This window comes from Kitasatospora mediocidica KCTC 9733 (assembly GCF_000744225.1).
GTDB lineage: Bacteria > Actinomycetota > Actinomycetes > Streptomycetales > Streptomycetaceae > Kitasatospora > Kitasatospora mediocidica.
Map to the genome: position 1 here is coordinate 327,693 of NZ_JQLN01000005.1, position 26,432 is coordinate 354,124.

A 26,432-nucleotide genomic window follows, 5' to 3' on the forward strand; every position below is an offset into this window, starting at 1 on the left:
CGCGAGAGGGCCCCTGCCACGTGGCGGGGGCCCTCTCGCATCGCTACCGGGGGATCAACCGCCGTACGGCGTGTTGTCGTTGTAGAGCTGCATGCCGGGGATGTGCAGCGTGCCGCCGAACTGGCCGGCCTGGATCGCGGTCACCTTGGTCAGCGCCATGTCGATCGGGATCGGGATCGCGCCGATCAGGTTGTAGAGCCAGGTGGGCAGCGTGTCGGGGGTGATGGTGATCGCCCCGAGGTCGGGCAGCGGGATGCCGTAGAGCGAGGCGAGGTCGCCGCTCAGGCTCTCCACGTACATCACGATCGGACCCTGCCGCATGGTCGAGGTGCTGCCGGGGGCGCCCTTGACGTGGAAGGTCTCGGCGTGGCCGTTGATCGCGGTGTTCTCGATCGTCGACATGTCGAGATTCTCGATGTCCACCGAGCTGACGGTGAACTTCAGCACCCGCTTGGTGGTGGTCGGGGTCTTCACCTCGTAGACGCCGCCGAAGACGGCGCCGTAGAGCGACAGCCGGCTGGTGCCGAGCGTCCAGTTCTGGTCGGGGACCACCTGGCCGGACTGCGCGGCCGCGGCGGCCACCCGGCTGGAGTCCACGGCGCAGTTCGGGGCGGCGTTGCCGGCCGCCAGCTCGTGGGCGGCGGCCGCGGGCGCGGCGGTGCCGGTCGGCAGCGGCGTGCCGGAGGCGGACGGCTGCGCGGTGTGCGAACCGCCGGCGGCGGGCGCCGCGCTCGACGAGGACGGCCCGGCCGCCGGGGCGGACGAGGGCGCCGCGGCGGGCTGGGACGGCGCCGTGCTCGGGGCGGCGGACGACGGCTGCGCGCTGGGCGCCGCGCTCGGGGACGCACTCGGTGCGGCACTCGGCTGGGTCGGCGCGGACGTCGGCGTGTGGCCGGCCGGCGGCGGGGTGGGCGTCGCCTTCGGGGTCGCGGTGGGGGCGTTGGTGCTGTTCGGCGCGTCCGTGCTGTTCTGGTGGTTCGGGTCGAAGATCCCGGTGATGCCGTTGATGATGCTGCCGATGACGTCCTGACCGTGATCCGGCTGGACGGCGGCGGCCTGGACCACCTGGGTCGCGGCGGCGGTCTTCTGCGCGGTGGTCGCGGTCGGGGCGACCTGCACCGGGGTGGTCGGCGTGACGAAGGCCGCGCTGACCGCCGTGCCACCCGCCGTGCCGGTGGTCGAGGCCCGGGTCGGGTCGGGGACGGGCGTGAGCTGGCTCTTGGGGACCGCGCTCACCGTGACCGGGGCGGTGTCCGGAGCGCTCGCGCAGGCCTTGCCGCTGGTGGTGGCGGCCGCGGCGAGGTTCGGGACGACGCTGCTGCTCATCAGCAGGGCGGTCGGCACGGCGGCGAGGGCCAGGAAGCGGGCGCGGTTGCGTCCGCTCACCCGCGGGGCCGCGTGCCGGGGACCGCCCGTGCGGCGCTGGGCGGGAACACCTGCGGTCGGCTGCTCGTCCCCGCCGTTCACCGGAGGTCCCCCTGCTGCGGGGTCGGGCCGGTCTCCTCGAACTGCGCGGGCGCGGCCTCGGGCGACTCGGCCTGGTACGGCACCACCTGGTAGCCGACCGGGTCCTCCTCGGTCGCGACGGTGAGGGCGACGGGCGCCTCCGCGGCGGTGCCCGGCTCGGACGCCGCGACGATCGCCGGCTCCTTCAGCGGGGCCCACGAGCAGAGCAGTCCGCCGGCGACCAGGCCCAGGATCAGCCCCATCAGGAAGCCGCCCAGGTTGGAGACCGGGATGGAGATGAGCGCGAGGATGGTGACGCCCACGCCGCAGAACACCCGGACCAGCGGCTGGAACCACGCGCTGACGCCGAGCACCATCATCAGCAGGCCGATGATCAGCGATCCGGCCCCCGCGGTCGTCGACATCGCGACGGTCAGGCCGCCGAGCGTCAGGTGCGCGTAGGGGAAGTAGAGGATCGGCACGCCGGCGATCATGGCCAGCAGGCCGCCCCAGAACGGCCGGGTGCGGCGCCAGGCCCGGAACCGCAGCCGCAGTCTGGTGAAGCCGTCCGCAGGCTCGGGCCAAGCTTCGGCGGTTGCACTGGTCACGATGGAACTCCTCGATGGTGATGTCCGAGGGCAAGAAGTCTTGGTTGTGCGGCGGGGGGCGGCTCGTACGCGCCACCCCCCGACCGCCCGGACCGGCTCTCGCCGGCCTCGGGCCGTCCCCACGGGTCATCGGGTCAGCTGGTGACCCGGTGGACCGTCAGCGACGGCTCAGTAGCACTCGACGCCCGCGCCGGAACCCTGCTTGATGTTCAGGTTCAGGCCGTTCAGCACGAAGGTGCCCGCCGAGGTGGCGTACGCCGTCTGCTGGACGTTGCTGAGCTCGGCCGCGTCGGCCGCCTGGGCGAAGCCCTGAGCGCCGGTGGGCAGGCCGTGGCCCATCTTGTCCTTCCAGCCCTGGGTGGCGGTGCCACCGAGGGTGGAGGCGTCCTGGCCGATGTTGATGTTGGTGAACGTCGCGTCGGCCTTCAGCTGGTTCAGGTCGATCAGCAGGTTGCTGGCCTGGACCGGCTTGGCCGCGTCCTGACCGGCGTTCAGCACCAGGGTCCACTTGCCGAGCGGGCCGAGGTCGGTGACCACGGACTGGCAGAGGTTCTGGATGGTGGCCTTGTCGAAGGCGGAGACGGCGACCACGTGCGGGGTGCCGTTGGTCTCCACGTCGACCGAGCCGAACTGGGCGAAGTTGGTGCCCTTGAGGTCAGAGGTGGTGACCTTGAAGCTCTGCCCGGAAACGCTGAACGAGGCGGCCAGCGCGCTGTCCGCGAGGCTGATGCCGATCGCGGCGGTGGCGGCGATGCTGGGCAGCATCACCAGGGCGAAGCGCTTCCAGCGGGTCTTGCCAAAAGTCTGGGACATGCGTGTCCTCCTTCTCGGACGTACATCTCCGGGCAGGTCCGGCGCAGGGAGCGCTGGTCCCGTCCTGGGATGGGAGACGAACTACGTCCTCGGTAACGGAGAGCGCCATCGCGGGCAGAGCCGAACGACCGGCGATCACCCCCGAGCGACAACCAAACGGCCGCGCGGGGTGCGCGACCGGAGGAAGCACAGGATCCGCCGTGGGCTGCGGATACCCCCCTGTCCTCCCAACCGCCGGACGAATCCGACGACTACCCGGTGGGGATCCCGCACCGCACATGTCCGACTGACTGCCGGGGAGTGAAGTGAGGGACCAGGCGTGGCCGATCGTGCTGGAATCCAGGCCGAAGCACAAGAGGTGCATTACTGACGGGTAATCCAACAGCCGAGGGTGTCGATCATGAAGTGACCATGACATCGACCCAGAGTGATGAGATGCGGCGTTGGCACCAGCGAAATCCCGTGGAAACACGATGGAAACACCCGCGGGTGGTCACCTGAGGTGACCACCCGCGGGTGGTGTCAAGATTTGATAAACCTCAGCGGATTCACCAGATTGTCGCCAAATCTCCGACGACACCGCAGGTCATCTACCGTGCCATCAAGCGCCTGTCGACGGCGTCTCAGAAGAGCACGCGGGCCAGCGCGGAACGGGCCGCGGTCACCCGCGGGTCGTCCGGTCCGATCACCTCGAAGAGTTCCAGCAGCCGCAGCCGCACGGTGTCCCGGTCGGCGCCGAAGGTGCGGCCGACGGTCTGCACCAGGCGCCCGAAGGCGTCCTCGACGTGACCGCCCACCAGATCCAGGTCCGCCGCGTCCAGCTGGGCCGACACCGAGGCCGGGTCGGACGCGGCCGCGGCGCGGACGGCCTGCGGGTCCAGCGCCTCCACCCGGCGCAGCAACTGCGCCTGGGCCAGGCCGAGCTGGGCCTCGACGTTGCCGGGCTGGTCGGCCAGCACGTTCTGGTAGGCCTGGATGGCGCCGCCCAGGTCGCCGCGGTCCAGCGCGTCGTGCGCGGCGGAGAGCGCGGGGTCCTCCGGGCGGCCCGGCGCACCGGCGCCCTCGACGGGGGCCGCGCCCGAACCGCCGACGATGCCGAAGCGCTGCTCGGCCACCGCGATCAGCTGGTCGAGGATCTTGCGGACGTTCGCCTCGTTCTCGGCGCCCTGGAAGAGCGGCACCAGCTGGCCGGCCACCACGGCCATCACGGCCGGGATGCCCTGGATGCCGAACTGCTCGGCGATCAGCTGGTTGGCGTCCACGTCGATACGGGCGAGCACGATCCGGCCGGCGTACTCCTCGGCCAGGCGCTCCAGGATCGGGCTGAGCTGCTTGCAGGGGCCACACCACTCGGCCCAGAAGTCGACGACGACCGGGACCTCGGCGGACCGCTGGACGACCTCGGCCTCGAAGGTCTCCTCGCTGACGTCGATGACGAGCGGGTAGGCCGGGCCCGGGAGCTCGACGCCGGACTCCTCGGCGGCGGCCGCCTGGCGGGCGCGCTCGGCGCGGGCCTGCTCGGCCTTCTGCGCGGCCTCCCCGGCCGCCTTCACCGCGGCGAGGTCGACCGCGCCGCGCAGGGCGGCGCTGTTCAGATGCGTGTTCCGTGGCTGCATGTCACTATCCTCCCCCGTCCGCGCGAATGCCGGGCACCATCCGCCGGAAAGTCCGCCGCGGGCTGGTGCGCGCGCCGGACGCCGCTCCGGACGGAGCCCCTCTCCCCTGTAGCCGTTCTCGCTGCGGCGCGGATCCCCACCCGCGCCCCGCGCCGTCGCCCCTCCCACAGGGCCGGCACGTGGTTGCCGCTCTTTCGCTACGAGTCGTAGCGTATCTGCCTACCGCCCCCTCGCCGCAAGCCCGCCCGGCCCGTGGGGAACGTGACGTCCCCCACTTTCCGCCGTGCCTTTCGCCACCGCGCAACTGCGGATACGGTGGCCTCCCCCACCCAAGCTACTCATCAGTACAGATCGCAAGGAGCCCTGGTGGCCACCCCTCCACCCGCACCGCACCGCGCGAAGGGCCGACCGCGCAGCGCGACCGCCGACCGCGCGATCCTCGCCGCCACCCGCGAAGCTCTGGCCGAAGTCGGCTGGGGCGGGCTCAGCATCGGCCAGGTCGCGCTGCGGGCCGGCGTCGCCAAGACCACCCTCTACCGCCGCTGGCCGTCCAAGAACGAGCTGGTGATGGACGCCGTGGCCACCCAGCTGGAGGAGCTGGAGGTGACCGACCTGGGCAGCCTGCGGGCGGACATCGAGGACGTGGTGGGACAGTTCGCCGCGCTGCTCTCCCGCCCGGAGACGCAGGCCGCGCTGCTCGCGCTGTTCGCCGAGGGCACCCGCGACGCGCAGCTGCGCAAGCGGATCCGGGAGACCATCGTCGACCCGCAGAAGCGCCTGGTGCGCCAGGGCCGGGCCAACGCCCAGGCCCGCGGGGAGCTCGACCCGGACCGCGACGAGGCCGCGGCGGCCGAGGAGATCGACATCATCTTCGACACCATCGCGGGCACCGTGGAGCACCGGATGCTGGTCAGCGGCGAGCCGGTCACCCCCGAGTGGATCTCCCGGTTCACCACCCTGCTGCTCAACCCGCTGCCGGGCTTCCGCGCCTGAACGCAGGCGAGCCCCGGAAAGTCGGTCCGGCCGACTTCCGGGGCTCGCGGTGCAGCGATCAGAACCCGGCGGGCTCGCGGTAGATGCCCCACTCGGCGCGCAAGGTGTTGCAGATCTCGCCCAGCGTCGCCTCGGCGCGGACCGCCTCCAGCATCGGCGGGATCATGTTGCCGCCGTCGCGGGCGGCGGCCAGCATCGCGTCCAGACCGGCCTTGACGGCGGCCTCGTCGCGGCCCGCCTTGCGCTCGGCCAGCACCCGGACCTGCTCGCGCTCGACCTCGTGGCTGACCCGCAGGATCTCCAGCGGCGGAGTGACCGACTTGGGGTGGCAGTTGACGCCGACCACCCGCTTCTCGCCCTTCTCCAGCGCCTGCTGGTACGCGAAGGCCGCCTCGGCGGTCTCGCTCATGAACCAGCCCTCCTCGATACCGCGCAGGATGCCCGCGGTCATCGGGCCGATCGCGTGGCTCTGCGAGTCCTGGGAGGCCTTGGCGCCCTTGGCCAGGATCTTGGCGAAGATCTCCTCGGCCTGCGCCTCGATCCGGTCGGTGAGCGCCTCGACGTACCAGGAACCGCCCAGCGGGTCGGCCACGTTGGCCACCCCGGTCTCCTCCATCAGCACCTGCTGGGTGCGCAGCGCGATCTCGGCGGCCAGCTCGGAGGGCAGCGCCAGGGTCTCGTCCAGGGCGTTGGTGTGCAGCGAGTTGGTGCCGCCCAGGATCGCCGAGAGGGCCTCCACAGCGGTGCGGACCACGTTGTTGTACGGCTGCTGCGCGGTCAGCGAGACGCCGGCGGTCTGCGTGTGGAACCGCAGCCACTGCGCCTTGTCGGTCTTGGCGCCGTAGGTGTCGCGCATCCAGCGGGCCCAGATCCGGCGCGCCGCGCGGAACTTGGCGATCTCCTCGAAGAAGTCCAGGTGGGCGTCGAAGAAGAACGACAGACCGGGCGCGAAGACGTCCACGTCCATGCCGCGGGACAGGCCCAGCTCCACGTAGCCGAAGCCGTCGGCGAGGGTGTACGCCAGCTCCTGCGCGGCCGTCGTACCGGCCTCGCGGATGTGGTAGCCGGAGACCGAGAGCGGCTTGTAGGCCGGGATGCCGTTCGCGCAGTACTCCATCAGGTCGCCGATCAGGCGCAGGTGCGGCTCCGGCGCGAAGAGCCACTCCTTCTGGGCGATGTACTCCTTGAAGATGTCGGTCTGCAGGGTCCCGTTGAGCACCGCCGGGTCGATCCCCTGACGCTCGGCCGCCACCAGGTACATGCAGAAGACCGGGACGGCCGGCCCGCTGATCGTCATCGAGGTGGTGACGTCGCCGAGCGGGATGCTGTCGAACAGCACCTCCATGTCGGCGGCCGAGTCGATGGCCACGCCGCAGTGCCCGACCTCGCCGAGCGACTTGGGGTCGTCCGAGTCGTAGCCCATCAGGGTCGGCATGTCGAAGGCGACCGAGAGGCCGCCGCCGCCGGCCTCCAGGATCATCTTGTAGCGCTCGTTGGTCTGCTGGGCGTTGCCGAAGCCGGCGAACTGCCGGATCGTCCAGGTCCGGCCGCGGTAGCCGGTGGGGTGCAGGCCGCGGGTGAACGGGTACTCGCCCGGCCAGCCGATCCGCTCGAAGCCCTCGTACGGGACACCGGCGGGCGGCCCGTAGACCGGCTCCACGTCGTCGCCCGAGAGGGTGGTGAAGTCGGCGTCGCGCTTGCGGGCCTTGTCGTACCGCTGCTGCCAGCGCTGCCGGCCCCGCTCGATCTCTTCGGCGTCCATGCGACCCACTCCCGCTCGTTGGAAGGACGTCCTTGAAATTTACTCGGACGTCCTACTACTTGTCGATGATGGCAGACCGCGAAAAGGCCCCCTCCGGTGGAGGGGGCCCGGCGTGTCGCGGATCGTGCTCAGGCGCCGACCGGCTGCGGGGCAGCGGGCGCGGCCGCGGCGGAGGCCTCACGGACCACTCGGCGCTCGGCGACGAACGAGGCGAACGGGATGCAGCCGGCGGCCAGCGTGAAGAGCAGCCGGCCCATCGGCCACTTGAGCTTCTGGCCGAGCAGGAAGGTCACCACGAAGTAGCCGATGTAGAGGTAGCCGTGCAGCATCGCCACGTACATCGTGGCGTCCTTGGCCGCGCCGAAGCCGTACTTCGCGATCATGAAGCCGCAGAAGATCAGCAGCGCGCAGCCGGTCGCGATGGCCAGCGCCCGGTACCAGGCCAGCAGAGGGGTGGACTTCATAGTGGGGCAGCCTTCGCGCTCGACAGGGGGTCGACAAGGGGGGTGAAGCTCATCCGAGGGTAACCGCCGTATCGACGATCACTGCTCCGGGGGCTCGGTGAAGTCCCCGGCCGCCACCCGCAGCGGCCTGAGCAGCTCGAACACCTGTCGGCACTGCTCCTGGTCGTAGGATTCCAGGCCGAACTCGGCGGCCATCAGCTCCCGGGTGGCCTGCTCGACCGCGCTGCGGCCGAGCGGGGTGATCGAGGCCAGCACGCCCCGGCCGTCGTCCGGATTGGGACGCCGGGAGACCAGGCCCGCCTTCTCCAACCGGTCCACCGTGTTGGTGACGCTGGTGGGATGCACCATCAGCCGCTCGCCGATCTTCGAGAGCGACAGCTCCCCGGTGCGGCTGAAGGTCAGCAGCACCAGCGCCTCGTAGCGCGCGAAGGTCAGCCCGTACGGCTTGACCACCGCGTCGACCCGGGCCAGCAGGATCTGGTGCGCGCGCATCACCGAGGTGATCGCCGCCATGGACGGCACGGCGCCCCAGCGACGGGCCCAGAGTTCGTCGGCGCGGGCGATCGGGTCGAAGTCGAGTGCGAGAGGTTTGGCCACGCCCTCACCGTACCGGCGGGCCCACCGGGGCCTGCCGGTACGACCGCATGATGGGACCCGCTCAGGCCGCGGCGCGGGCCGGCTCGGCCGCCGGAACGCCGCCGCGCTCCTCCTTGGCCAGCATCCGCTCGGCGAAGAAGCCGCCGGTCGGGAGCACCGAGAGGATCAGCAGCAGCACCGCGCGCTTGAGGTCCCAGCCCTGCTTCTGCCAGGCCAGGGCCCAGAACGCGACGTACGCCAGGAAGAGCATCCCGTGGATCATGCCGAGCACCGGGACCGGGTTGAAGCTGGTGTTGTACTTGAACACCATGCCGACCAGCAGCAGGAGGAAGGACAGACCCTCCGGGCCGGAGACGAGACGCAGGCGGTGGGCGGCGCTGTTCTTCATGACGGGGGACCTCACTGCGGGCGGGGGCGACGGGGTCGGCTTGTGAACGGACGCACAAACCGCTGCCCATTATGGGCAGGCCCGTCCGGCGGAGCGTGCGCCGGGGGCCCGCTCGTGCCCGAGGTCACATCCGCGCGCCCCCCGACGATCAGCTCGCTATCCTGCTTCCCGCGCGGCCGAGCGCCGACCGCGCACCGACCAGGGGGAGCACCACCATGTTCAAGCGGGACTGGGACCGTCGGACCTGCGCCAAGCGCGGCCACACCACCTACGCCCCGTCCGAGCCGGACCTGCGCGAGCGGCTGCACGCCGCCACCGCCCTCGGCGACGCCTGGCGCTGCCTGCGCTGCGGCGACTTCGCGCTCGGCGACCCGGACGGTTCGGGGCCGGCCGAGAACGCCCCGCTGGTCCCGCGCGGCAAGGCCCTGCGCGACCTCTTCATCCTGCGCTTCCTCGCCGTCGAGCGGGTGCTGCGCGGTGTGCTGATCATCCTGGCGGCCTGGGCGGTGTGGAAGTTCTCCAACAGCCAGAACGCCGTGCGCGACCTGTTCGACCAGGACCTGACGACCTTCAAGCCGGTCGCCGACCACTTCCACTACGACCTCGACCACTCGCCGGTGGTCGACACCATCCGCAAGACCTTCGACTACAAGCACAACACCCTGGTGATCGTCGCCGTGGCGCTGCTCGCCTACGCGCTGATCGAGCTGGTCGAGGGCGTCGGCCTGTGGCTGGGGCGGCGCTGGGCCGAGTACCTGACCGTGATCGCCACCGCCGCCTTCCTCCCGCTGGAGGGCTACGAACTGACCGAACACGTCACCGCCTTCAAGATCGGCACCCTCGCGCTCAACGTCCTCGCGGTGCTCTGGATCCTGGTGTCCAAGCGGCTCTTCGGCCTGCGCGGCGGGGTCGAGGCGTTCGAGGCCGAGCGGCATTCCGCCTCCTTCCTGGAGGTCGAGACCTCCGCCGGCACCGTCTGAAGTGTCGCGGTACTGCACCGATCCTGGCCGGGCGGTCGATAGCCGCCCGGCCGGGCGGCTATCTTCACCTCGTGGCACAGTTCCGACTCCAGGGGTCCCGGGTACTCGCCGTCGATCTGGCGGGTGACGCCGTCAAGGCCCGCAACGGCTCGATGGTCGCCTACACCGGGCAGATGACGTTCAAGAAGCTCAGCGGCGGCGGTGACGGCCTGCGCGGCATGGTCACGCGCCGGCTGACCGGTGAGCAGATGACGGTGATGGAGGTCCAGGGCAAGGGCACCTGCTTCTTCGCCGCCCAGGCCACCGAGATCAATCTCGTGCGGCTGAACGGCGAGACGCTGTTCGTCGAGGCGGACAACCTGCTCTGCACCGAGGCGGGCCTGCGCACCGGCACCACGTTCACCGGCCTGAACGGGATGGCCTCCGGCGACGGCCTCTTCACCACCAAGGTGGAGGGCTCGGGCTGGGCCGCGGTGACCTCGAACGGGCCGGCGGTGATCCTGCGGGTCTCGCAGGGGATGCCGCTGCGGGTGGACCCGGGCGCGTACGTCGCGCACACCGGCAACCTGAACCGCAGCCTGAAGTCCGGCGCGGGCTGGACCACGCTGATGGGCGAGGGCGGCGGCGAGGCGGTCCAGGCGGAGTTCACCGGCGAGGGCCTGGTCTATGTGCAGCCCTCCGAGAAGATCACCTTCGGGGGCGACGTCTGATGCCGTTTCACAAGATCAACGGGAAGATGGTCGAGGCGCCGGTCCAGCCCGGCCAGCGGATGTTCAGCCAGCGCGGCGCGATGCTCGGCTACCGCGGCGAGGTCAGCTTCACGCCGAACCTCACCGGCGGCCAGGGCGGCGTGATGTCAATGATCGGACGCCGGGTGGCCAACGAGGACACCCCGCTGATGACCGTCGAGGGCCGCGGCACCGTGCTGTTCGGCCACGGCGGGCACCACGTCCACGTGGTCGACCTGGTCGGCGACACGCTGTGCGTCGAGGCGGACCGGCTACTGGCCTTCGACGGGACGCTCCAGCAGTCCACCCTGTTCATGGGCTCGCAGGGCGGCGTGATGGGCATCGTCCGGGGCCAGGTGACCGGCCAGGGGCTCTTCACCACCCGGCTGTCCGGCCACGGCTCGGTGGCGGTGATGGCGCACGGCGGTGTCTTCGAACTGCCCATCACCCCGGGCCAACCGGTGCACGTCGACCCGCAGGCGTACGTCGCGCACCGCGGCGAGGTCACCAACCGGCTGTCCAGTGCGCTGGGTTGGCGCGACATGATCGGGCGGGGCTCGGGCGAGGCGTTCCAGTTGGAGCTGTCCGGGCAGGGCACCGTCTACGTGCAGGCGAGCGAGGAGAAGCTCTGATGTCCTACCCTCCCCAGCCGACGCTGCCGTGGTCCACGGCCGGCCAGGGCCCGGTGACGTACGACGCGTACAGCCTGCCGGTCAACGACAACGTCAACCCGTACGCCTTCTCGGTCGAGCTGAACGGCAGCTACTTCCTGCAGAAGGGCAAGATGGTCGCCTACTACGGCGACATCAGCTTCCAGGGCGTCGGCCACGGCGCGCTCGACCGGCTGCTCGGGCAGCAGTTCAACTCCCCGCTGCACGCGTCGGACTGGGTGGTCGCGCAGGGGCGCGGCAAGATGGTGCTGGCCGACCGGGCCTTCGACCTGAACTCCTACGACCTGGACCAGGGCAACCTCACGGTCCGCTCCGGCAACCTGCTGGCGTTCGAGCCGACCCTGGCGTTGAAGCAGTCGATCATCCCCGGCTTCCTCACCCTGCTGGGCACCGGGAAGTTCGTGGCGGCGTCGAACGGCCCGGTCCACTTCATGGAGCCACCCGTTCGAGTGGATCCGCAGGCACTGGTCGGCTGGGCCGACTGCCCGGCGCCCTGCCACCACTACGACCACCACTACATGCAGGGCGTGCTGGGCGGGCTGCGGCGGCTGACCGGGCTGGGCGGCGCCTCGGGCGAGGAGCACCAGTTCGAGTTCGTCGGGGCCGGGCAGGTGCTGCTGCAGTCGAGCGAGGCCCTGATGCCCGAGCGGTCGGTGGGGCAGGTGGACGCGGAGCCGGGCGTGCCGGGCGGCGGGCTGCCGCAGCAGGGCTACCAGGGCGGCCACCAGGGCGGCGGCCAGCAGCTGCCGAACCTTCAGGTCCCGGGCCTGGGCAACCTCGGTGACCTGGGGCGCAGGTTCGGACTCTGATTTGTAGAATATTGAACAATATTGCGTATCATGGTCGGTATGGACACGCACGCCACTGAGCCGACCGAAGCCCAGGCCCCCGAGGCCGTCCCCGCTCCGGACGACACCCCCTGGCTGAACGCCCGGGAGCAGCGGCTCTGGCGTGCCCATCTGGAGGTCAGCCAGCTGCTGATGTACCAACTCGGCCGTGAGCTCCAGCCGCACGGGCTGGCGAACAACGACTACGAGATCCTGGTCGTGCTCTCCGAGTCCCCCAAGCGGCGGATGCGGATGACCGATCTGGCCACCGCCACCCTGCAGTCCAAGAGCCGGCTCTCGCACCAGATCACCCGGATGGAGACCGCCGGACTGGTGCTCCGCCAGGAGTGTCCGGGCGACCGCCGGGGCCTCTACGCCCACCTGACCGACCAGGGCTGGGAGACCATGCAGAAGGTCGCGCCGGACCATGTGCGCAGCGTGCGCGCGCACTTCATCGACCTGTTCGACAGCGACCAGCTGGACGCCATGTACGAGGCGCTCGCGCCGATCGCCGAGCACCTGCGCGGGCTGCGCGGACGCGGCTGACCGCCCTCAGGACCCGCCGTCCGTCAGGCCCCGCCGCCCTCAGGACCCGCCGTCCGTCAGGCCCGCCACCAGCGCGTCCGCCGCGCCGTACGGGTCCAGCTGCCCGGCGGCCACCCGCTCGGCCAGCGCGTCCAGGTGCCGGTCGCCCCGCAGGTCGCCGATCCGCGAGCGCAGCGAGGCCAGGGCGATCGCCTCGATCTCCTCGGCCGCCCGACGCCGCCGGCGCAGGGTCAGCTCGCCGCCCGCCTCCAGCCAGGCGCGGTGCTTCTCCAGCGCCTCGACCACCTCGTCGACGCCCTCGCCGCGGGCCGCCACCGTCTTGAGGATCGGCGGACGCCAGTCCCCCGGCTCGCGGGACTCGCCGAGGCCGAGCATGTGGCCCAGCTCCCGGGCGGTGGCGTCCGCGCCGTCCCGGTCGGCCTTGTTGACCACGAAGACGTCGCCGATCTCCAGGATTCCCGCCTTGGCGGCCTGGATCCCGTCGCCCATCCCGGGCGCCAGCAGGACGACCGTGGTGTCCGCCTGCGCGGCCACCTCGACCTCGGACTGCCCGACCCCGACGGTCTCCACCAGGATCACGTCGCAGCCCGCCGCGTCCAGCACCCGCAGCGCCTGCGGGGCGGCCCAGGAGAGCCCGCCCAGGTGGCCGCGGGTGGCCATCGAGCGGATGAAGACGTCCGGGTCGGTGGCGTGGTCCTGCATCCGCACCCGGTCGCCCAGCAGCGCACCGCCGGAGAACGGCGAGGACGGGTCCACCGCCAGCACCGCGACCCGCTTGCCCAGCCGCCGGTAGGCGGTCACCAGCGCGGAGGTCGAGGTCGACTTGCCCACACCCGGCGAGCCGGTCAGGCCCACCGTGTACGCCCGTCCGGTGTGCGGGGCGAGCGCGGCCATCACCTCGCGCAGCTGCGGGGCGGCGTTCTCGACCAGCGAGATCAGCCGGGCCACCGCGCGCGGGCGCCCCTCGCGGGCCTGCTCGACCAGGGTCGGCACATCGATCATGGCGCTTGGGTCTCCTCGGTCCAAAGCCGGTGCCTCGCGTTCGAGGCACCGGCTCGTTGAGCTACGGGACGGGTCAGGCCTTGGGGACCCGGACGATCAGGGCGTCGCCCTGGCCGCCGCCGCCGCACAGCGCGGCCGCGCCGACGCCACCGCCGCGGCGCTGGAGCTCCAGCGCCAGGTGCAGCACGACCCGGGCGCCGGACATCCCGATCGGGTGGCCGAGCGCGATCGCGCCGCCGTTGACGTTGACCTTGTCCTCGCCGACACCGAGGTCCTTCATCGACTGGTACGCGACCGCGGCGAAGGCCTCGTTGATCTCGATCAGGTCGAGGTCCTCGACGCCCAGGCCCTCCTTGGAGAGCGCGTGCTTGATCGCGTTGGACGGCTGCGACTGCAGCGAGTTGTCCGGGCCCGCGACGTTGCCGTGCGCGCCGATCTCGGCGATCCAGCTCAGGCCCAGCTCCTCGGCCTTCGCCTTGCTCATCACGACCACCGCGGCAGCGCCGTCGGAGATCTGCGAGGAGGTGCCGGCCGTGATGGTGCCGGCCTTGTCGAAGGCCGGGCGCAGCTTGGCCAGCGTCTCCTCGGTGGTCTCGGCGCGGATGCCCTCGTCCTGCGAGAAGAGCACCGGGTCGCCCTTGCGCTGCGGGATCTCGACCGGGGTGATCTCGGCGTCGAAGACACCGTTCTTCTGGGCGGCCGCGGCGCGCTGGTGCGAGAGGGCCGCGATGTGGTCCTGCACCTCGCGGGCGATGCCCAGGCGGGTGTTGTGCTTCTCGGTGGACTCGCCCATCGGGATGTTCTCGTACGCGTCGGTCAGGCCGTCGTGGGCCATCGCGTCGAGCAGCTCGATCGAGCCGTACTTGTAGCCCTCACGGGACTTGGGCAGCAGGTGCGGAGCGTTGGTCATCGACTCCTGGCCACCGGCCACCACGATGTCGAACTCGCCCGCGCGGATCAGCTGGTCGGCCAGCGCGATGGCGTCCAAGCCGGAGAGGCAGACCTTGTTGATGGTCAGCGCCGGGACGTTCAGCGGGATACCGGCCTTGACGGCGGCCTGGCGGGCGGGGATCTGGCCCGCGCCGGCCTGCAGCACCTGGCCCATGATCACGTACTGCACCTGGTCGCCGGTCACACCCGCCCGCTGGAGGGCGGCCTTGATGGCGAAGCCGCCGAGCTCGGCACCCGAGAACCCCTTGAGCGAGCCGAGCAGCCGGCCCATCGGGGTGCGGGCGCCGGCGACGATGACGGAAGTTGTAGCGGTGGAAGCGGTAGGCATGAAACGAGCCCCTTCGCACGTCTTGGCCAGCGAGACCTGCCGAGCGTCTAACGGCAGCAGGGCCCGGGGAGAGGGATGCAGCTCAATGTACTGACCCGTAACCCGGGCGTCACCGGAGCAACGGTGTGATCAGGCTCGCACAAGGCCCAGTGGCGCGGCGGGCCGGTTGTGCGCTGCACTGACTGCAACCGACCCCTGGAGGCTTCTGTGTTGACCCGGATCGACCACATCGGCATCGCCTGCTTCGACCTCGACAAGACCGTCGAGTTCTACCGTGCCACGTACGGCTTCGAGGTGTACCACAGCGAGGTCAACGAGGAGCAGGGCGTCCGCGAGGCGATGCTGAAGATCAACGACACCGGCGACGGCGGTGCCTCCTACCTCCAGCTGCTGGAGCCGACCCGCGAGGACTCCACGGTCGCCAAGTGGCTGGCGAAGAACGGCGAGGGCGTCCACCACATCGCCTTCGGCACCGCCGACGTCGACGGCGATGCCGCTGACATCAAGGCCAAGGGCGTCCGGGTGCTCTACGAGGAGCCGCGGATCGGGTCGATGGGATCGCGGATCACGTTCCTGCACCCCAAGGACTGCGGTGGCGTGCTGACCGAGCTGGTCACCTCCGCCGACCCCGGGGCAGCGCACTGACCGGCCGGTAACCTGCGCGAGTGCCGGACTCGGCGGTCAAAGTCCCGCTTCGGCCCACTACAATGCCCAGGTGCGTGACGGCCTCCGCGAGGAGGGACCGGAAGGCACGGCCAAGGGCGGGGACGACTGACCAGTGACAGTCGGTCCCGGTCGTAGGGGAGTCCGTATCCGGGGCACGGCTGAGCAAGCCGGTGTTCGGATCTGTCACCATTCTCCAGAAGGCAAGAGTTCGCCCAGGAGTCCACCCGGTCGGCGGAGCGCGGTCACGGCCGCGCGCCACCCGCCAGGGCTCCGACCGTGGCGGACGCCCCCGACGGCGGGGGCGTCCGAACCCGGTCCCGTTCGGGACTGGGCGCGGATGCAAGGACCAGCGCGGCCGGCCTCTCCCGAGGCCGGTGTTCGGGCCGCGCGGGTCGAGGACGCGACCAGGAGATGGATGGGACCGCGCAGTGCGGGGCAACGACCGCTACGAGGTTGACGATCACCTCTCCCAGTTCGAGGCCGAGATGGACCGGCTTCGCAAGGAGCGGGACAAGACCGCCGAGCATGCCGAGGACCTCGCCTACCAGGTGGAGGTGCTCCGGGCCAAGCTGCACGAATCTCGTCGGCAGCTTGCGCAGCCGCGCGCCTTCGACGCCGTCTCCGGCCAGGCCGAGCAGCTCCTGCGCACCGCCGAACTCCAGGCCCAGCAGCTGCGCGCGGACGCCGAGCGGCAGTTGCGCGAGTCCCAGGCGGCCACCCAGCGGCTGATGGCCGAGGCCGCCGAGCGCACCGCCCGCATCGAGGCCGAGCTCCAGGCCCGCCGTCGGCAGATGGACGACGAGCTCGCAGAGCTGCGCCGCAGCGCCGAGCGGCACGTCAAGGAGAACGTCAACTGGGCCGAGCAGACCCGGGCCGGCACCGAGCAGGAGGCCCAGCGCCTGCTCCAGGACGCCCAGGTCGAGGCCGAGCGGCTGGTCGCCGCCGCCCGCGCCTCCGCCGCCGCGCTGGCCGACCAGGCCCGTGCGCAGACCGCCGCCGACGTGGACGCCGCCCGCGGCGAGGCCCAGGCCGCCGCCGAGGCCGCGCTGCTGCGCGCCCAGCAGGACGCCGAACGACTGCTCCGGGCCGCCTCCCAGCAGGCCCAGCAGGCCAACGCGGAGGCCCAGGAGCTGCGCGGCAGCGCCGCCAACGAGGCCCAGCAGCAGCTGGCCGGCGCGCAGGCCGCCGCCGAGCAGCAGCTGGCCGCCGCCCAGCGCGAGATCGCCCGGCTCAAGCAGCAGGCCGCCGAGGCGCAGCAGCAGGCCGAGGCCGCGCAGGCCCAGGCCCAGGCCGAGGTCGAGCGGCTGCGCGAGGAGGTCCGCGCGGAGGCCGAGCGGGCCCGCCTGGAGGCGAACGAGCTGCGGGCGCAGGCCGCACGGGCCGCCGAGCAGCTGCAGGCCGACGCGGCCGCCGTCGCCGAGCAGCGGGTGGCGGACGGCGAGGCCAAGGGCGAGCAGCGTTCGCAGACCGCCAAGGCCGAGGTGGCCCGGATGGTCGCCAACGCCACCAAGGAGGCCGAGCGGATCAAGGCCACCGCCGCCGAGGCCGAGGCCCGCGCCCACAACGCGCAGGCCGAGGCGGAGGCCGCCAAGGCCGCCGCCGCCGAGGAGAGCGAGCGGCTGACCGGCGCGGCCCAGTCCGTCGCCGCCCAGCTGCGCCAGGAGGCCGAGGTCTCGATCGCCGAGCTGCGGGCCGCCGCGCAGGCCGAGGCCGCCGAGATGCGGGCGCAGGCCGAGGCCGCCGCCGAGGCGCTGCGCGCCGACGCCCGTGAGCAGGGCCGGGCCGAGGGCGCCAAGGACGCCACCATGCACCTCGCCAAGGCGGCCAAGAGCGCCGAGGAGGCACTCGCCCGGGCCGGCCAGGACGCCGAGGCGACCCGCGCCGAGGCCGCCGCCGAGGCCGAGCGGATCCGCAGCGAGGCCGGCGCGGAGGCCGAGCGGCTGCGCGAGCAGGCCCAGGAGTCCGTCGAGCAGGCGCAGAACGCCGCGCTGGACGACGCCGCCGGGATCCGGGCCCGCATGGAGCAGATGCAGGACGAGGCCGCCCGGCTGCGCGCCGAGGCCGAGGAGCTGCGGGCACAGGCTTCGGCCGACGCCGAGAAGGTACGCGGCGAGGCCCGCCGGCAGGCCGTGGTCCAGATAGAGGAGTCGGCGAAGAACGCCGAGGAGCTGCTGACCAAGGCCAAGGCCGACTCGGACGAGCTGCGGGCCGGGGCCGGTGTCGAGGTCGAGCGGCTGCGCGCCGAGGCCAAGGAGCAGGTCGGGCAGATGCAGGCCAGGGCCGAGCAGATGCTCGTCCGGGCCCGTTCCGAGGCCGAGAAGCTGACCGTCGCTGCCGAGCAGCAGCAGCGCGACGCGCTCGCCGCCGCCAAGGCCGCGGCCGCCGAGAACCGCGCTGCCGCCGAGCGGGAGACCGCCGAACTGCGCCGCGAGGCAAGTGAGTTCGACCAGCGGGTGCGGGCCGAGGCACAGGCCGAGGCGACCGCCCTGCAGGCCGAGGCACAGGCCGCCGCAGAGGCCAGGGAGGCCGAGTCGCGGGCCACCGCCGAGGCCCTGACCGAGCGGGCCCAGGCCGCCGCCGAGCAGCTGCGCGCCGAGGCCGAGGCGACCGCGAACGCGCTGCGCGAGGAGAGCCGCCGGGCCGCCGAGGAGTCCGCCGCCGCGCTGCTGCGCGAGCGGGAGGAGGTCGCCGAGCAGCTGCGGGCCGCCCAGGCCGCCCGTGAGTCCGCCCGGATCGCATCCACCGAACTGACCGAGCGCACGGCCGCCGAGACCCAGGCGCTGCGCGAGAGCACCGAGGCCGAGGCCGCCCGGATCCGCACCGAGGCCGAGGCCGAGGCGCTGGCCCTGCGCACCCAGGCCGCCGAGCAGCTGGAGCTGGCCGACGCGGCAGCCGAGGCCGCCCGCAGCGAGGCGGAGACCGAGGCGCTGGCGCTGCGCACCCAGGCGCAGGCTGCCGCCCGCACGCTGCGGGCCGAGGCCGAGGCCGCCGCCGCCGAGCTGACCGCCCGTACGCAGGCCGCCGCCGAGCAGCTCACCGCCGAGACCCGGGCCGCCGCCCAGACGCTCACCCGCGAGTCGCAGGCGGCCGCCACCGAGCTGACCACCCGCACCCGGGCCGCCGCCGAGGCGGTCACCGCCGAGGCGCAGGCCACCGCGGAACGTCTGACCGCCGAGGCCGAGGCCGCCGCCCGGGCGCTCACCGACGAGGCCCGGGCCACCGCGGAGACCGTCACCGCCGAGGCGCGGACCGCCGCCGAGGCGCTGGCCGCCGAGGCCGACACCGAGGCCACCGAGCTGCGCGAGGCCGCCGCCCGGGAGCGCGCCGCCGCCACCGAGGAGGCCGCCCGGCTCACCGCCGAGGCCACCGAGCAGCTGGAGCAGGCCCGCCTGGAGGCGGCCGGCGTCACCGCCGCCGCCACCGCCCGCGCCGCCGAACTGGTCACCACCGCCGAGGACGAGGCCGCCGCCGTCCGGCAGTCCGTGGCCGGCATGCACGAGAGCGCCTCTCAGCAGGTCGCCGAGCTGATCGCGCGCACCGAGCGGGAGAGCGCCGACGTCCGCGAGCTGGCCGAACTGGAAGTGGCCGAGCTGCGCGAGAGCGCCACCCGGGAGAGCGCGCAGTTGCGCGCCGAGGCCGAGGCCGAGGCCGCCCGGGTCCAGGCCGAGGCCCAGGAGTACGACGCCCAGCTGCGCGCCACCGCCGAGCGCGAGAGCACCGAGCTGCGCGAGCGCACCGCCGCCGAGGCCGACGCCGAGCGCGAGGCCGCCGCTGCCGCCGCCGCCCGGACCGCCGCGGAGGCCGAGGCGTACGCCGCCCAGCTGCAGAGCGAGGCCGAGGAGCACTCGGAGCGGCTGCGGGCCGAGAGCGAGGAGTACGCGAACCGGACCCGCGCCGAGGCCGAGGCCGAGGCGGCCCGGCTGCACGGCGAGGCCCAGGAGTACGACGCGCAGCTGCGCACCGAGGCCAACGCCGAGCGCCGGCAGGCCGAGGAGGACGCCCGCCGGCACCGCGCCGAGGCCGAGGCGCAGGCCGCCCGCACGCTGGCCGAGGCCGAGGAGCGCAGTTCCGCCGCGGTCGCCGAGGCGGAGCGCTACGCGGCCCGACTGCGCACCGAGGCCGAGGAGTTCGCCTCCGCGACGCGCACCCTGGCGGAGGAGTACGAGGTGGCCACCCGGGCCCGGGCCGACGCGTACGACGTGGGCACCCGCGAGCAGGCCGAGCAGTACGACTCGGCGACCCGCGCGCAGGCCCAGTCCGTCCTGGAGAAGGCCTTCGCCGACGCCGAGTCGCTCGGCGAGGAGTCCCAGAGCACCGCGCTGGCCACCACCGCCGCCGCCGAGGAGCAGGCCGACGCCATGGTGGCCGCCGCCCGCAAGGAGGCCGACCGGCTGGTCGCGGCCGGCGAGGCGGCCGGTCAGGCCGAGGTCGAGCGGTCCCGCGCGGACGCCGACGCGCTGCTCTCCGAGGCCCGCCGGGACGCCACCGCGATCCGCGAGCGCGCCGAGGAGCTGCGCGAGCGGACCGACGCCGAGATCGAGGCGCTGCACGAGCGGGCCCGCAAGGAGAACGCGCAGGCCATGAAGTCGGCCGGCGAGCGGGTCGACGCCCTGGTGACGGCCGCTCAGGAGCAGCTGACCGAGGCCGAGGAGCAGGCCCTGACGGCCGTCGTCGAGGCCGAGGAGCTGGCGGCCTCGCTGGTCGCGGCCGCCGAGGAGCGGGCCGCCGAGCTGACCTCCGAGGCTTCGGCCGAGGCCAGTAAGGTACGGATCGCCGCCGTCCGCAAGGCCGAGGGCCTGCTGAAGGAGGCCGACCAGAAGCTGGCCGACTCCACCGCGAAGGCGGAGCAGAAGCTGGCCGACGCCACCGCCAAGGCCGAGCAGCTGCGCACCGAGGCCGAGACCCGGCTCAAGGCCGCGCGCGAGGAGGCCGAGGAGCAGATCGAGGCGGCCTCCACCGAGGCGGCCAAGCGGCTGCGCTCGGCCGCCGAGAACGCGGACGAGCAGCTGCGCACCGCCACCGAGGAGGCCGAACGCCTGCGGGCCGAGGCCAAGGCCGAGGCGCAGCGGGTGACCGACGACGGCCGGCGCGAACTGGACGAACTCGTGCGCCGGCGCAAGGACATCAACACCGAGATCTCCCGGGTGCAGGACGTGCTCTCCGCGCTGGAGGCGTTCGAGGCACCGTCACCGGTCCAGCAGGCGGCGGCTCGTGAGACGAGCGGCTCCGGCAACTCCGGCGGGGGCAAGAACAACGGGGGCTCGAAGGCGGGCGCAGGAGTGGGCGCCCCCCGTTCGGGTGGCGGCAGGTCGGGAGGGACACCACCCGATTGAGCGGACATTGTCCGTCCGCCATAGGCTTTTTGCCGAAGACACTCCGGTAACGTGTCAGGATTCCCTCAACCACCTCAGCGGTTTGACGACAGGAAGCCCAGAACCCCATGAGCGACAGTCACTCCCCTCACGGCTTCGACCTGGTGCGCCGTGGGTACGAGCGTGCCCAGGTAGACGAGCGGATCACCAAGCTGGTGGCCGACCGTGACAGCGCGTTGACCAGGATCGGCGCGCTGGAGAAGCGCATCGAGGAGCTCCACCTGGAGACGCAGAGCGCGCAGGCCGCGGTCAGCGACGCCGAGCCCTCGTACGCCGGTCTCGGTGCGCGCGTCGAGAAGATCCTGCGGCTGGCCGAGGAGGAGGCGAAGGACCTGCGTGAGGAGGCCCACCGCGCCGCCGAGCAGCACCGCGAGCTGGCCGAGGCAGCCGCCCAGCAGGTCCGTTCCGAGGCGGAGAACTACGCCAAGGACCGCAAGGCGAAGGCCGAGGACGAGGGTCTGCGGATCGTCGACAAGGCCAAGAGCGACAGCGCCCAGCTGCGCAACGAGGCCAACAAGGACGCCCAGAACAAGCGCGAGGAGGCGGACGCCCTCTTCGAGGAGACCCGCACCAAGGCCGCGCAGGCCGCGCTGGAGTTCGAGACCAACCTGGCCAAGCGTCGCGAGCAGTCCGAGCGCGACCTGGCGGCCCGTCAGGCCAAGGCCGAGAAGCGTCTGGCCGAGATCGAGCACCGCGCCGAGCAGCTCCGCCTGGAGGCGGAGAAGCTGCGCACCGACGCCGAGCGCCGCGCCCGCCAGACGGTGGAGACGGCCCAGCGCCAGTCCGAGGACATCGTGGCCGACGCGAACGCCAAGGCCGACCGGATCCGCAGCGAGTCCGAGCGCGAGCTGGCGGCGCTCACCAACCGCCGCGACAGCATCAACGCCCAGCTGACCAACGTGCGCGAGATGCTCGCCACGCTGACCGGCGCGGCCGTGGCGGCCGCCTCGCTGCCGGCGGACGACGCCATGGGCGTTCCCGCCCAGCAGTCGCGCTGACGCACCCGCGAAGGGCCCCCGCCGACTCGGTGGGGGCCCTTCGCGCTGTCCGGGTCACACCCGGCGCAGCAGCTCCCGGACGGCCGCGTCGAAGGCCTGCGGGGCCTCCAGGGCGCTCAGGTGGCCGGCGCCCTCGATGACCGTCAACCGCGCGTCCGGCAGCGCCCGGACCATCGCGCGCGCGTCCTCGGGCGGGGTCAGCGCGTCCTGCGCGCCCACCAGCACCGCCGCCGGAACCCGCAGGCCGGCCAGCACCTCGAAGGAGTCCGGGCGGGCCGCCATCGCCCGCTGCGCCCAGGCGACGCCGGCCGGGGTGGCCGCCGCGATCAGCGCGCGCACCGCCGCGACCAGCTCCGGCGCGGCGGCCGGGCCGAGCAGCGTGCTCTCCAGCCGCTCCTCCGCCAGCAACCGGACGCTGTCCCGGGCCAGCACCGCCGCGGCGATCCGCTCCCGGTTGACGCGGGCCGCCTCGGTGTCGGCGCTCGCCTTGGTGTCCGCCAGCAGCAACCCGCGCAGCCGGTCGGGGTGGCGGCGGGCGAACGCCAGCGCGACGTAGCCGCCCATCGAGAGCCCGCCGACCACCGCCCGGTCGATCCCGCGGTCGTCCAGCAGCCGGGCGACGCCGTCGGCCAGCAGGTCGAGCGAGGGCGGGTCGGCTGACGGAGCACCGGCTCCGAAGCCGGGGAAGTCGGGGGCCAGCACCCGGGCCGCCGAACCGTCCGGTCCCGGCAGTCCGTCGAGCTGGGCCTGCCACATCCGGGCCGAGAGTGGGAAGGCATGGAGCAGGACCAGCGCGGTGCCGGTCCCGCTCTCCCGCAGCGAGAGCTCAGTCATGGCCCCAAGGTAGCGGCACCAAGAGATGCACAGAGCGAGCCCGGGTGCCTGATCTGTCCTAACCTGACGAAGAGTGACCGACAGGGAGCAGCGATGATCGAACTGCACGAGCTGACCAAGCGGTACGGGGACAAGACCGCGGTGGACGGTCTGAGCTTTCAGGTTCCGCAGGGGGTCGTCACCGGCTTCCTCGGACCCAACGGAGCGGGCAAGTCCACCACCATGCGGATGATCCTCGACCTCGACCGGCCCACCAGCGGCCGGGTCACCATCGACGGCAAGCACTACGGGCAGCTCAGCGAGCCGCTCAAGTACATCGGGGCCCTGCTGGAGGCCCAGGCGGTGCATCCCGGGCGGACCGCCTACAACCACCTGCTCTGGCTGGCCCAGAGCAACCGGATCCCGATCCGCCGGGTGGACGAGGTGCTCGCCCTGGTCGGCCTGACCGAGGTGGCCCGCAAACGCGCCCGCGGCTTCTCGCTCGGCATGGGGCAGCGGCTCGGCATCGCCTCGGCGCTGCTGGGCGACCCGGAGATCCTGATGTTCGACGAGCCGGTCAACGGGCTCGACCCCGAGGGCATCCTGTGGATCCGCAACCTGATGAAGCGCCTGGCCGCCGAGGGCCGCACGGTCTTCGTCTCCTCGCACCTGATGAGCGAGATGGCGCTGACCGCCGAGCACCTGGTGGTGATCGGCCGCGGCCGGCTGCTCGCCGACCTCTCGATGGCCGACTTCATCGCGCAGAACTCCCGGTCCGCGGTGCGGATCCGCACCCCGCACCCGGAACAGCTGCTGGACGCGCTGGCCACCCAGTCGATCACCGCCGAGGCCGGACCGGAGGGCAGCTACGAGGTGGTCGACGGCGACCTCGTCAAGATCGGCGAGCTGGCCGCCGCGAGCGGCGTCACGCTGCACGAGCTGAGCCCGCAGCGCGCCTCACTGGAGGAGGCCTTCATGCAGATGACGGCCGACTCGGTCGAGTACCACGCGGGTGTCGCGCCGGGCGAGGTCGTCACGGACGCGGCGGGTGCCGCCGGGGCCTGGGGCGCGGGCTGGCAGCCGCCGGCCGACAAGCGGCAGAAGAAGCAGAAGGGTGCGAACTGAGATGGGCTCATTTCCCGCGATCCTGCAGTCCGAATGGACGAAGATCCGCACGGTCCGGTCCACCGTGTGGACCCTGCTGCTGACCTTCGTGGTGACGGTCGGCCTCGGCGCGCTGATCTCGCTGCTCACCAAGAACAACTTCGCCGACTTCACCAAGAACGACAACAGCCCCTTCGACGCCACCACCACCAGCTTCGCCGGCATCGGGCTCGGCGAGATCGCGATGATCGTCTTCGGCGTGCTGGCGGTCGGCAACGAGTACAGCAGCCGGATGATCCGGGTCTCGCTGGCCGCCGTCCCGCAGCGCGGCACGCTGCTGACCGCCAAGTCGCTGGTGGTCGGCGGGCTGGCGCTGCTGGTCTCGCTGGTGACCGCCTTCGTCACGTTCTTCCTCGGCCAGGCTCTGCTGGGCGACCACCACACCACGCTGAGCGCGCCGAACGTGTTGCGCGCGGTGTTCGGGGCAGCGGTCTACCTGACGATGCTCTGCCTCTTCTCGGCGGGCGTGACCGCGATGCTGCACAACCAGACGCTCGCGCTGGGCGTGCTGGTGCCGTTCTTCTTCCTGCTCTCGCCGATCCTCTCGGCGGTGCCCAAGGTGAAGAACGTGGCGCACTTCTTCCCCGACTACGCCGGCAAGCAGATGCTGACGGTCTTCCCCACCCCGAGCGAGCCCTACGGCTGGCTGGCCGGGTTCTTCATCTGCGGCGCCTGGACGCTGGCCGCGCTGCTCGGCGGCGCGGCGGTGCTAAAGCACCACGACGCCTGACGGTCCGCCGAATCCGCGGGGTCCCGGTCGCCGACCGGGACCCCGCTCGGCTTTCAGTACTTCGGGGCGCCGCGGCCACGCTGGATCGCCGAGCTGCGCCGCTCGCGCGCACCCCAGCAGGCCCGGTGCCAGTGCCGCCGGTCGTCGACGCCCGCGCCGTACGAGGGCCAGGCCACCACGTGGCCGACGCCCGGCGGGATCTCCTGGTCGCAGCCCGGGCAGCGGTAGAAGCGGCCCGCCGTCCCGGCCACCGTCTGCACCACCCACTCCTCGCCCTGGTAGTCCTCGGTGCGCCGCAGCGAACCGCCCAGCGGGGCCGACGGCTCGGCGCCGTGGTCGGGGCTGCTGATCCGGTTGCGACGGGGAGACACGTGTTCACCTCTCGGCGGTAGAGCTTGTTCGGCATCCAGGGTACGGTCCCGGCCGATCGGACGAACCCGCTACAACTCCTCTACCACGCCCCGGCCGCACGCCCCGGCGTTTTGCGTCACAACCACCCCTTCTCCCGGGAAATCCGTGGATTCGCGTGCCATTGGCACATGACATGGGTTAGTCACGTGGTGACAAGGCGGGGCTCGCACAGCCTGCGCGGCACCCGAGGAGGAACTTCCCGTGACCAAGACCAGCACCAGCGCCCGCGTCGACGCCGCCGCCCGGCCGCCCCTGCGCGCGGCCGGCGCGATGCCGAGCGGGGCGGCGCTCCCACCGATGGTCCCGGCCACGGTCCACCCGGCGATCACCCCGAGCGTCGAGCGCGGTGGCAGCCACCCGGCGGCCGTGGACGCCATCCGGGTCGGCGCCTTCCTGCTCTCCGCACAGTTCCCCGGCCAGAGCCACGGCGAGGTGCTGGAGCGGACCGTGGACGCCACGATGGCGGCCGAGCGGGCCGGGCTGGAGGCGGTCTGGCTGGCCGAGCACCACTTCGTCCCGTACGGGGTCTGCCCGGACGCGGCCACGCTGGCCGCCCTGCTGCTGGGCCGCACCCGGCGGATCCGGATCGGCACCGCGGTCAGCGTGCTGTCCACCACGCACCCGGTGTCCCTGGGCGAACAGGCGGCGCTGCTGCACCTCACCTCCGGCGGACGGTTCACGCTGGGGGTCGGCCGCGGCGGGCCGTGGATCGACCTGGCGGTCTTCGGCAGCGGCATCGCCGCGTACGAGGAGGGCTTCGCCGAGCGCCTCGACCTGCTGCTGCGCTGGCTGCGCGACTCCCGGGTCCGGGCGGACGGACCGCAGTTCAGCTTCCCCGAGGTCGCCGTGGTGCCCCGGGCCAGTGAGCCCGCGCGGCGGCCGGGACCCGAACTCTCCGACTGGCTCGGCTTGCAGCACGACCGTACGACCTCCCGGTTCCCGCGGCAGCGGACCGACCTCGCGCGCGGCGCGGCGGCCGGGCCGGCCGGACCGCCGGTGGTGGTCGCCTGCACCTCCCCGGCCAGCGTCGCGCTGGCCGCCGAACGCGGGCTCCCGATGCTGCTCGGCATGCACTCGGGGGACGACGACAAGCGGCAGATGCTGGCCGCCTACCGGGCGGCCTGGCGGGCGGCCGGCCGAGGCGAGGAGCGGCTCGTCCAGGTGGAACGCGAGCATGTGGCGGCCGGCGTCGGCCAGGTCGCCGACCGGGGGCCGGCGGCGCGGGCCACGCTGCTGCGCGCGATGCCCGAGTGGTTCGAGTACGGTCTCGGCGCGCACCGCACGGTGGACGGCCGGGAGCGCAAGATGCGCGACCCGTACGCGTACACCGAACTGCTCTGCGACCTGCATGCGGTGGGGACCGCGCGGCAGTGCGCGGACCGGTTGCTGGCCACCGCCGAGCGGACCGGCATCCGGCGCTTCGCGCTGCTCGCCGAGGGTTCCGGTGACCGCGAGGCGACCCTGCACAACATCGCCCGGCTCGGCGCCGAGGTGCTGCCCCAGCTGACCTGAGGCCGCCCGCCACTGCGGTCGGCCCCGGCCAGCGGGGCCGACCGCA

24 protein-coding genes are annotated in these 26,432 nt (G+C 72.8%); 12 read left to right on the plus strand and 12 right to left on the minus strand.

What is annotated here, in order from left to right; genetic code table 11:
* Positions 1-54: 54 nt before the first annotated feature.
* The 4 genes from BS80_RS15545 to BS80_RS15560 all read right to left on the minus strand — a co-directional run bounded on the left by BS80_RS15545 (position 55) and on the right by BS80_RS15560 (position 4,483).
* Positions 55-1,467 (minus strand): hypothetical protein, encoded by a 1,413-nt coding sequence (locus BS80_RS15545; protein ID WP_035797886.1) that lies wholly within the window; start codon positions 1,465-1,467, stop codon positions 55-57.
* Positions 1,464-2,054 carry a DUF6114 domain-containing protein gene (locus BS80_RS15550; RefSeq protein ID WP_035797888.1) on the minus strand — a complete coding sequence of 197 codons (591 nt, stop codon included), beginning with the start codon at positions 2,052-2,054 and terminating at the stop codon, positions 1,464-1,466. Before BS80_RS15550 ends, BS80_RS15545 begins: the two co-directional genes overlap by 4 nt.
* A gap of 168 nt (positions 2,055-2,222) precedes the next feature.
* Positions 2,223-2,867 (minus strand): DUF6230 family protein, encoded by a 645-nt coding sequence (locus tag BS80_RS15555; RefSeq protein ID WP_035797889.1) that lies wholly within the window; start codon positions 2,865-2,867, stop codon positions 2,223-2,225.
* Between the two features lie 623 nt (positions 2,868-3,490).
* Positions 3,491-4,483: a tetratricopeptide repeat protein gene (locus BS80_RS15560; RefSeq protein WP_035797892.1), complete on the minus strand. Its 993-nt coding sequence runs from the start codon at positions 4,481-4,483 to the stop codon at positions 3,491-3,493.
* A 366-nt stretch (positions 4,484-4,849) separates the two neighbouring features.
* Here BS80_RS15560 and BS80_RS15565 point away from each other — a divergent pair, with 366 nt between their 5' ends.
* Entirely contained in the window at positions 4,850-5,476 is a 627-nt protein-coding gene (locus BS80_RS15565) for a TetR/AcrR family transcriptional regulator (RefSeq protein ID WP_035797893.1), read from the plus strand.
* Positions 5,477-5,534: 58 nt separating this feature from the next.
* On the opposite strand, the gene BS80_RS15570 is transcribed toward BS80_RS15565, so the two are convergent.
* From BS80_RS15570 to BS80_RS15585, 4 genes are all read right to left on the minus strand, one after another.
* A complete protein-coding gene (locus BS80_RS15570) occupies positions 5,535-7,238 on the minus strand; it encodes an acyl-CoA mutase large subunit family protein (RefSeq protein WP_035797896.1) in 1,704 nt (567 codons plus the stop codon).
* A 128-nt stretch (positions 7,239-7,366) separates the two neighbouring features.
* Positions 7,367-7,702 carry a DUF3817 domain-containing protein gene (locus tag BS80_RS15575; RefSeq protein ID WP_157536296.1) on the minus strand — a complete coding sequence of 112 codons (336 nt, stop codon included), beginning with the start codon at positions 7,700-7,702 and terminating at the stop codon, positions 7,367-7,369.
* A gap of 78 nt (positions 7,703-7,780) precedes the next feature.
* Complete coding sequence (locus BS80_RS15580; protein ID WP_035797898.1) at positions 7,781-8,299, minus strand: MarR family winged helix-turn-helix transcriptional regulator; 519 nt, start codon at positions 8,297-8,299, stop codon at positions 7,781-7,783.
* A gap of 61 nt (positions 8,300-8,360) precedes the next feature.
* Positions 8,361-8,687, minus strand: coding sequence for a DUF3817 domain-containing protein (locus BS80_RS15585; RefSeq protein ID WP_051966654.1), 327 nt, complete (start codon positions 8,685-8,687; stop codon positions 8,361-8,363).
* A 215-nt stretch (positions 8,688-8,902) separates the two neighbouring features.
* Between BS80_RS15585 and BS80_RS15590 the strand changes: the two genes are divergently transcribed.
* From BS80_RS15590 to BS80_RS15610, 5 genes are all read left to right on the plus strand, one after another.
* Positions 8,903-9,667 (plus strand): DUF2127 domain-containing protein, encoded by a 765-nt coding sequence (locus BS80_RS15590; protein WP_035797902.1) that lies wholly within the window; start codon positions 8,903-8,905, stop codon positions 9,665-9,667.
* 71 nt (positions 9,668-9,738) lie between these two features.
* Positions 9,739-10,377 carry an AIM24 family protein gene (locus tag BS80_RS15595; RefSeq protein ID WP_035797904.1) on the plus strand — a complete coding sequence of 213 codons (639 nt, stop codon included), beginning with the start codon at positions 9,739-9,741 and terminating at the stop codon, positions 10,375-10,377.
* Positions 10,377-11,027 carry an AIM24 family protein gene (locus BS80_RS15600; protein WP_035797906.1) on the plus strand — a complete coding sequence of 217 codons (651 nt, stop codon included), beginning with the start codon at positions 10,377-10,379 and terminating at the stop codon, positions 11,025-11,027. The genes BS80_RS15595 and BS80_RS15600 overlap by 1 nt, the downstream gene beginning before the upstream one ends.
* The gene (locus BS80_RS15605; RefSeq protein ID WP_051966655.1) at positions 11,027-11,875 is read left to right on the plus strand and encodes an AIM24 family protein; all 849 of its coding nucleotides are present in this window, start codon (positions 11,027-11,029) and stop codon (positions 11,873-11,875) included. The genes BS80_RS15600 and BS80_RS15605 overlap by 1 nt, the downstream gene beginning before the upstream one ends.
* 39 nt (positions 11,876-11,914) lie before the next feature.
* Positions 11,915-12,439, plus strand: a complete 525-nt coding sequence (locus BS80_RS15610) for a MarR family winged helix-turn-helix transcriptional regulator (protein ID WP_051966656.1) — start codon at positions 11,915-11,917, stop codon at positions 12,437-12,439.
* A gap of 39 nt (positions 12,440-12,478) precedes the next feature.
* Here the strand turns inward: BS80_RS15610 and meaB are convergent, their stop codons facing one another.
* The gene (meaB, locus tag BS80_RS15615; RefSeq protein WP_035797908.1) at positions 12,479-13,441 is read right to left on the minus strand and encodes a methylmalonyl Co-A mutase-associated GTPase MeaB; all 963 of its coding nucleotides are present in this window, start codon (positions 13,439-13,441) and stop codon (positions 12,479-12,481) included.
* A gap of 73 nt (positions 13,442-13,514) precedes the next feature.
* Positions 13,515-14,720 carry an acetyl-CoA C-acetyltransferase gene (locus tag BS80_RS15620; protein WP_035797910.1) on the minus strand — a complete coding sequence of 402 codons (1,206 nt, stop codon included), beginning with the start codon at positions 14,718-14,720 and terminating at the stop codon, positions 13,515-13,517.
* A 207-nt stretch (positions 14,721-14,927) separates the two neighbouring features.
* Between BS80_RS15620 and mce the strand changes: the two genes are divergently transcribed.
* The 3 genes from mce to BS80_RS15635 all read left to right on the plus strand — a co-directional run bounded on the left by mce (position 14,928) and on the right by BS80_RS15635 (position 21,756).
* Positions 14,928-15,365: a methylmalonyl-CoA epimerase gene (mce, locus tag BS80_RS15625; protein ID WP_035797913.1), complete on the plus strand. Its 438-nt coding sequence runs from the start codon at positions 14,928-14,930 to the stop codon at positions 15,363-15,365.
* A 449-nt stretch (positions 15,366-15,814) separates the two neighbouring features.
* Positions 15,815-20,719, plus strand: coding sequence for a hypothetical protein (locus BS80_RS15630; protein WP_035797916.1), 4,905 nt, complete (start codon positions 15,815-15,817; stop codon positions 20,717-20,719).
* 107 nt (positions 20,720-20,826) lie between these two features.
* Positions 20,827-21,756, plus strand: a complete 930-nt coding sequence (locus tag BS80_RS15635) for a coiled-coil domain-containing protein (protein ID WP_035797918.1) — start codon at positions 20,827-20,829, stop codon at positions 21,754-21,756.
* 54 nt (positions 21,757-21,810) lie between these two features.
* Here BS80_RS15635 and BS80_RS15640 read toward each other — a convergent pair whose 3' ends face one another.
* Positions 21,811-22,590 carry an alpha/beta fold hydrolase gene (locus BS80_RS15640; protein ID WP_035797921.1) on the minus strand — a complete coding sequence of 260 codons (780 nt, stop codon included), beginning with the start codon at positions 22,588-22,590 and terminating at the stop codon, positions 21,811-21,813.
* Positions 22,591-22,683: 93 nt separating this feature from the next.
* Between BS80_RS15640 and BS80_RS15645 the strand changes: the two genes are divergently transcribed.
* Both BS80_RS15645 and BS80_RS15650 read left to right on the plus strand, forming a co-directional pair.
* Positions 22,684-23,694 (plus strand): ABC transporter ATP-binding protein, encoded by a 1,011-nt coding sequence (locus BS80_RS15645; RefSeq protein ID WP_035797923.1) that lies wholly within the window; start codon positions 22,684-22,686, stop codon positions 23,692-23,694.
* Between the two features lies 1 nt (position 23,695).
* The gene (locus tag BS80_RS15650; RefSeq protein WP_035797925.1) at positions 23,696-24,463 is read left to right on the plus strand and encodes an ABC transporter permease; all 768 of its coding nucleotides are present in this window, start codon (positions 23,696-23,698) and stop codon (positions 24,461-24,463) included.
* 53 nt (positions 24,464-24,516) lie between these two features.
* Here BS80_RS15650 and BS80_RS15655 read toward each other — a convergent pair whose 3' ends face one another.
* The gene (locus BS80_RS15655; RefSeq protein ID WP_035797926.1) at positions 24,517-24,834 is read right to left on the minus strand and encodes a hypothetical protein; all 318 of its coding nucleotides are present in this window, start codon (positions 24,832-24,834) and stop codon (positions 24,517-24,519) included.
* 415 nt (positions 24,835-25,249) lie between these two features.
* Here BS80_RS15655 and BS80_RS15660 point away from each other — a divergent pair, with 415 nt between their 5' ends.
* Positions 25,250-26,386, plus strand: a complete 1,137-nt coding sequence (locus BS80_RS15660) for an LLM class flavin-dependent oxidoreductase (protein WP_035801341.1) — start codon at positions 25,250-25,252, stop codon at positions 26,384-26,386.
* Positions 26,387-26,432 lie beyond the last annotated feature (46 nt).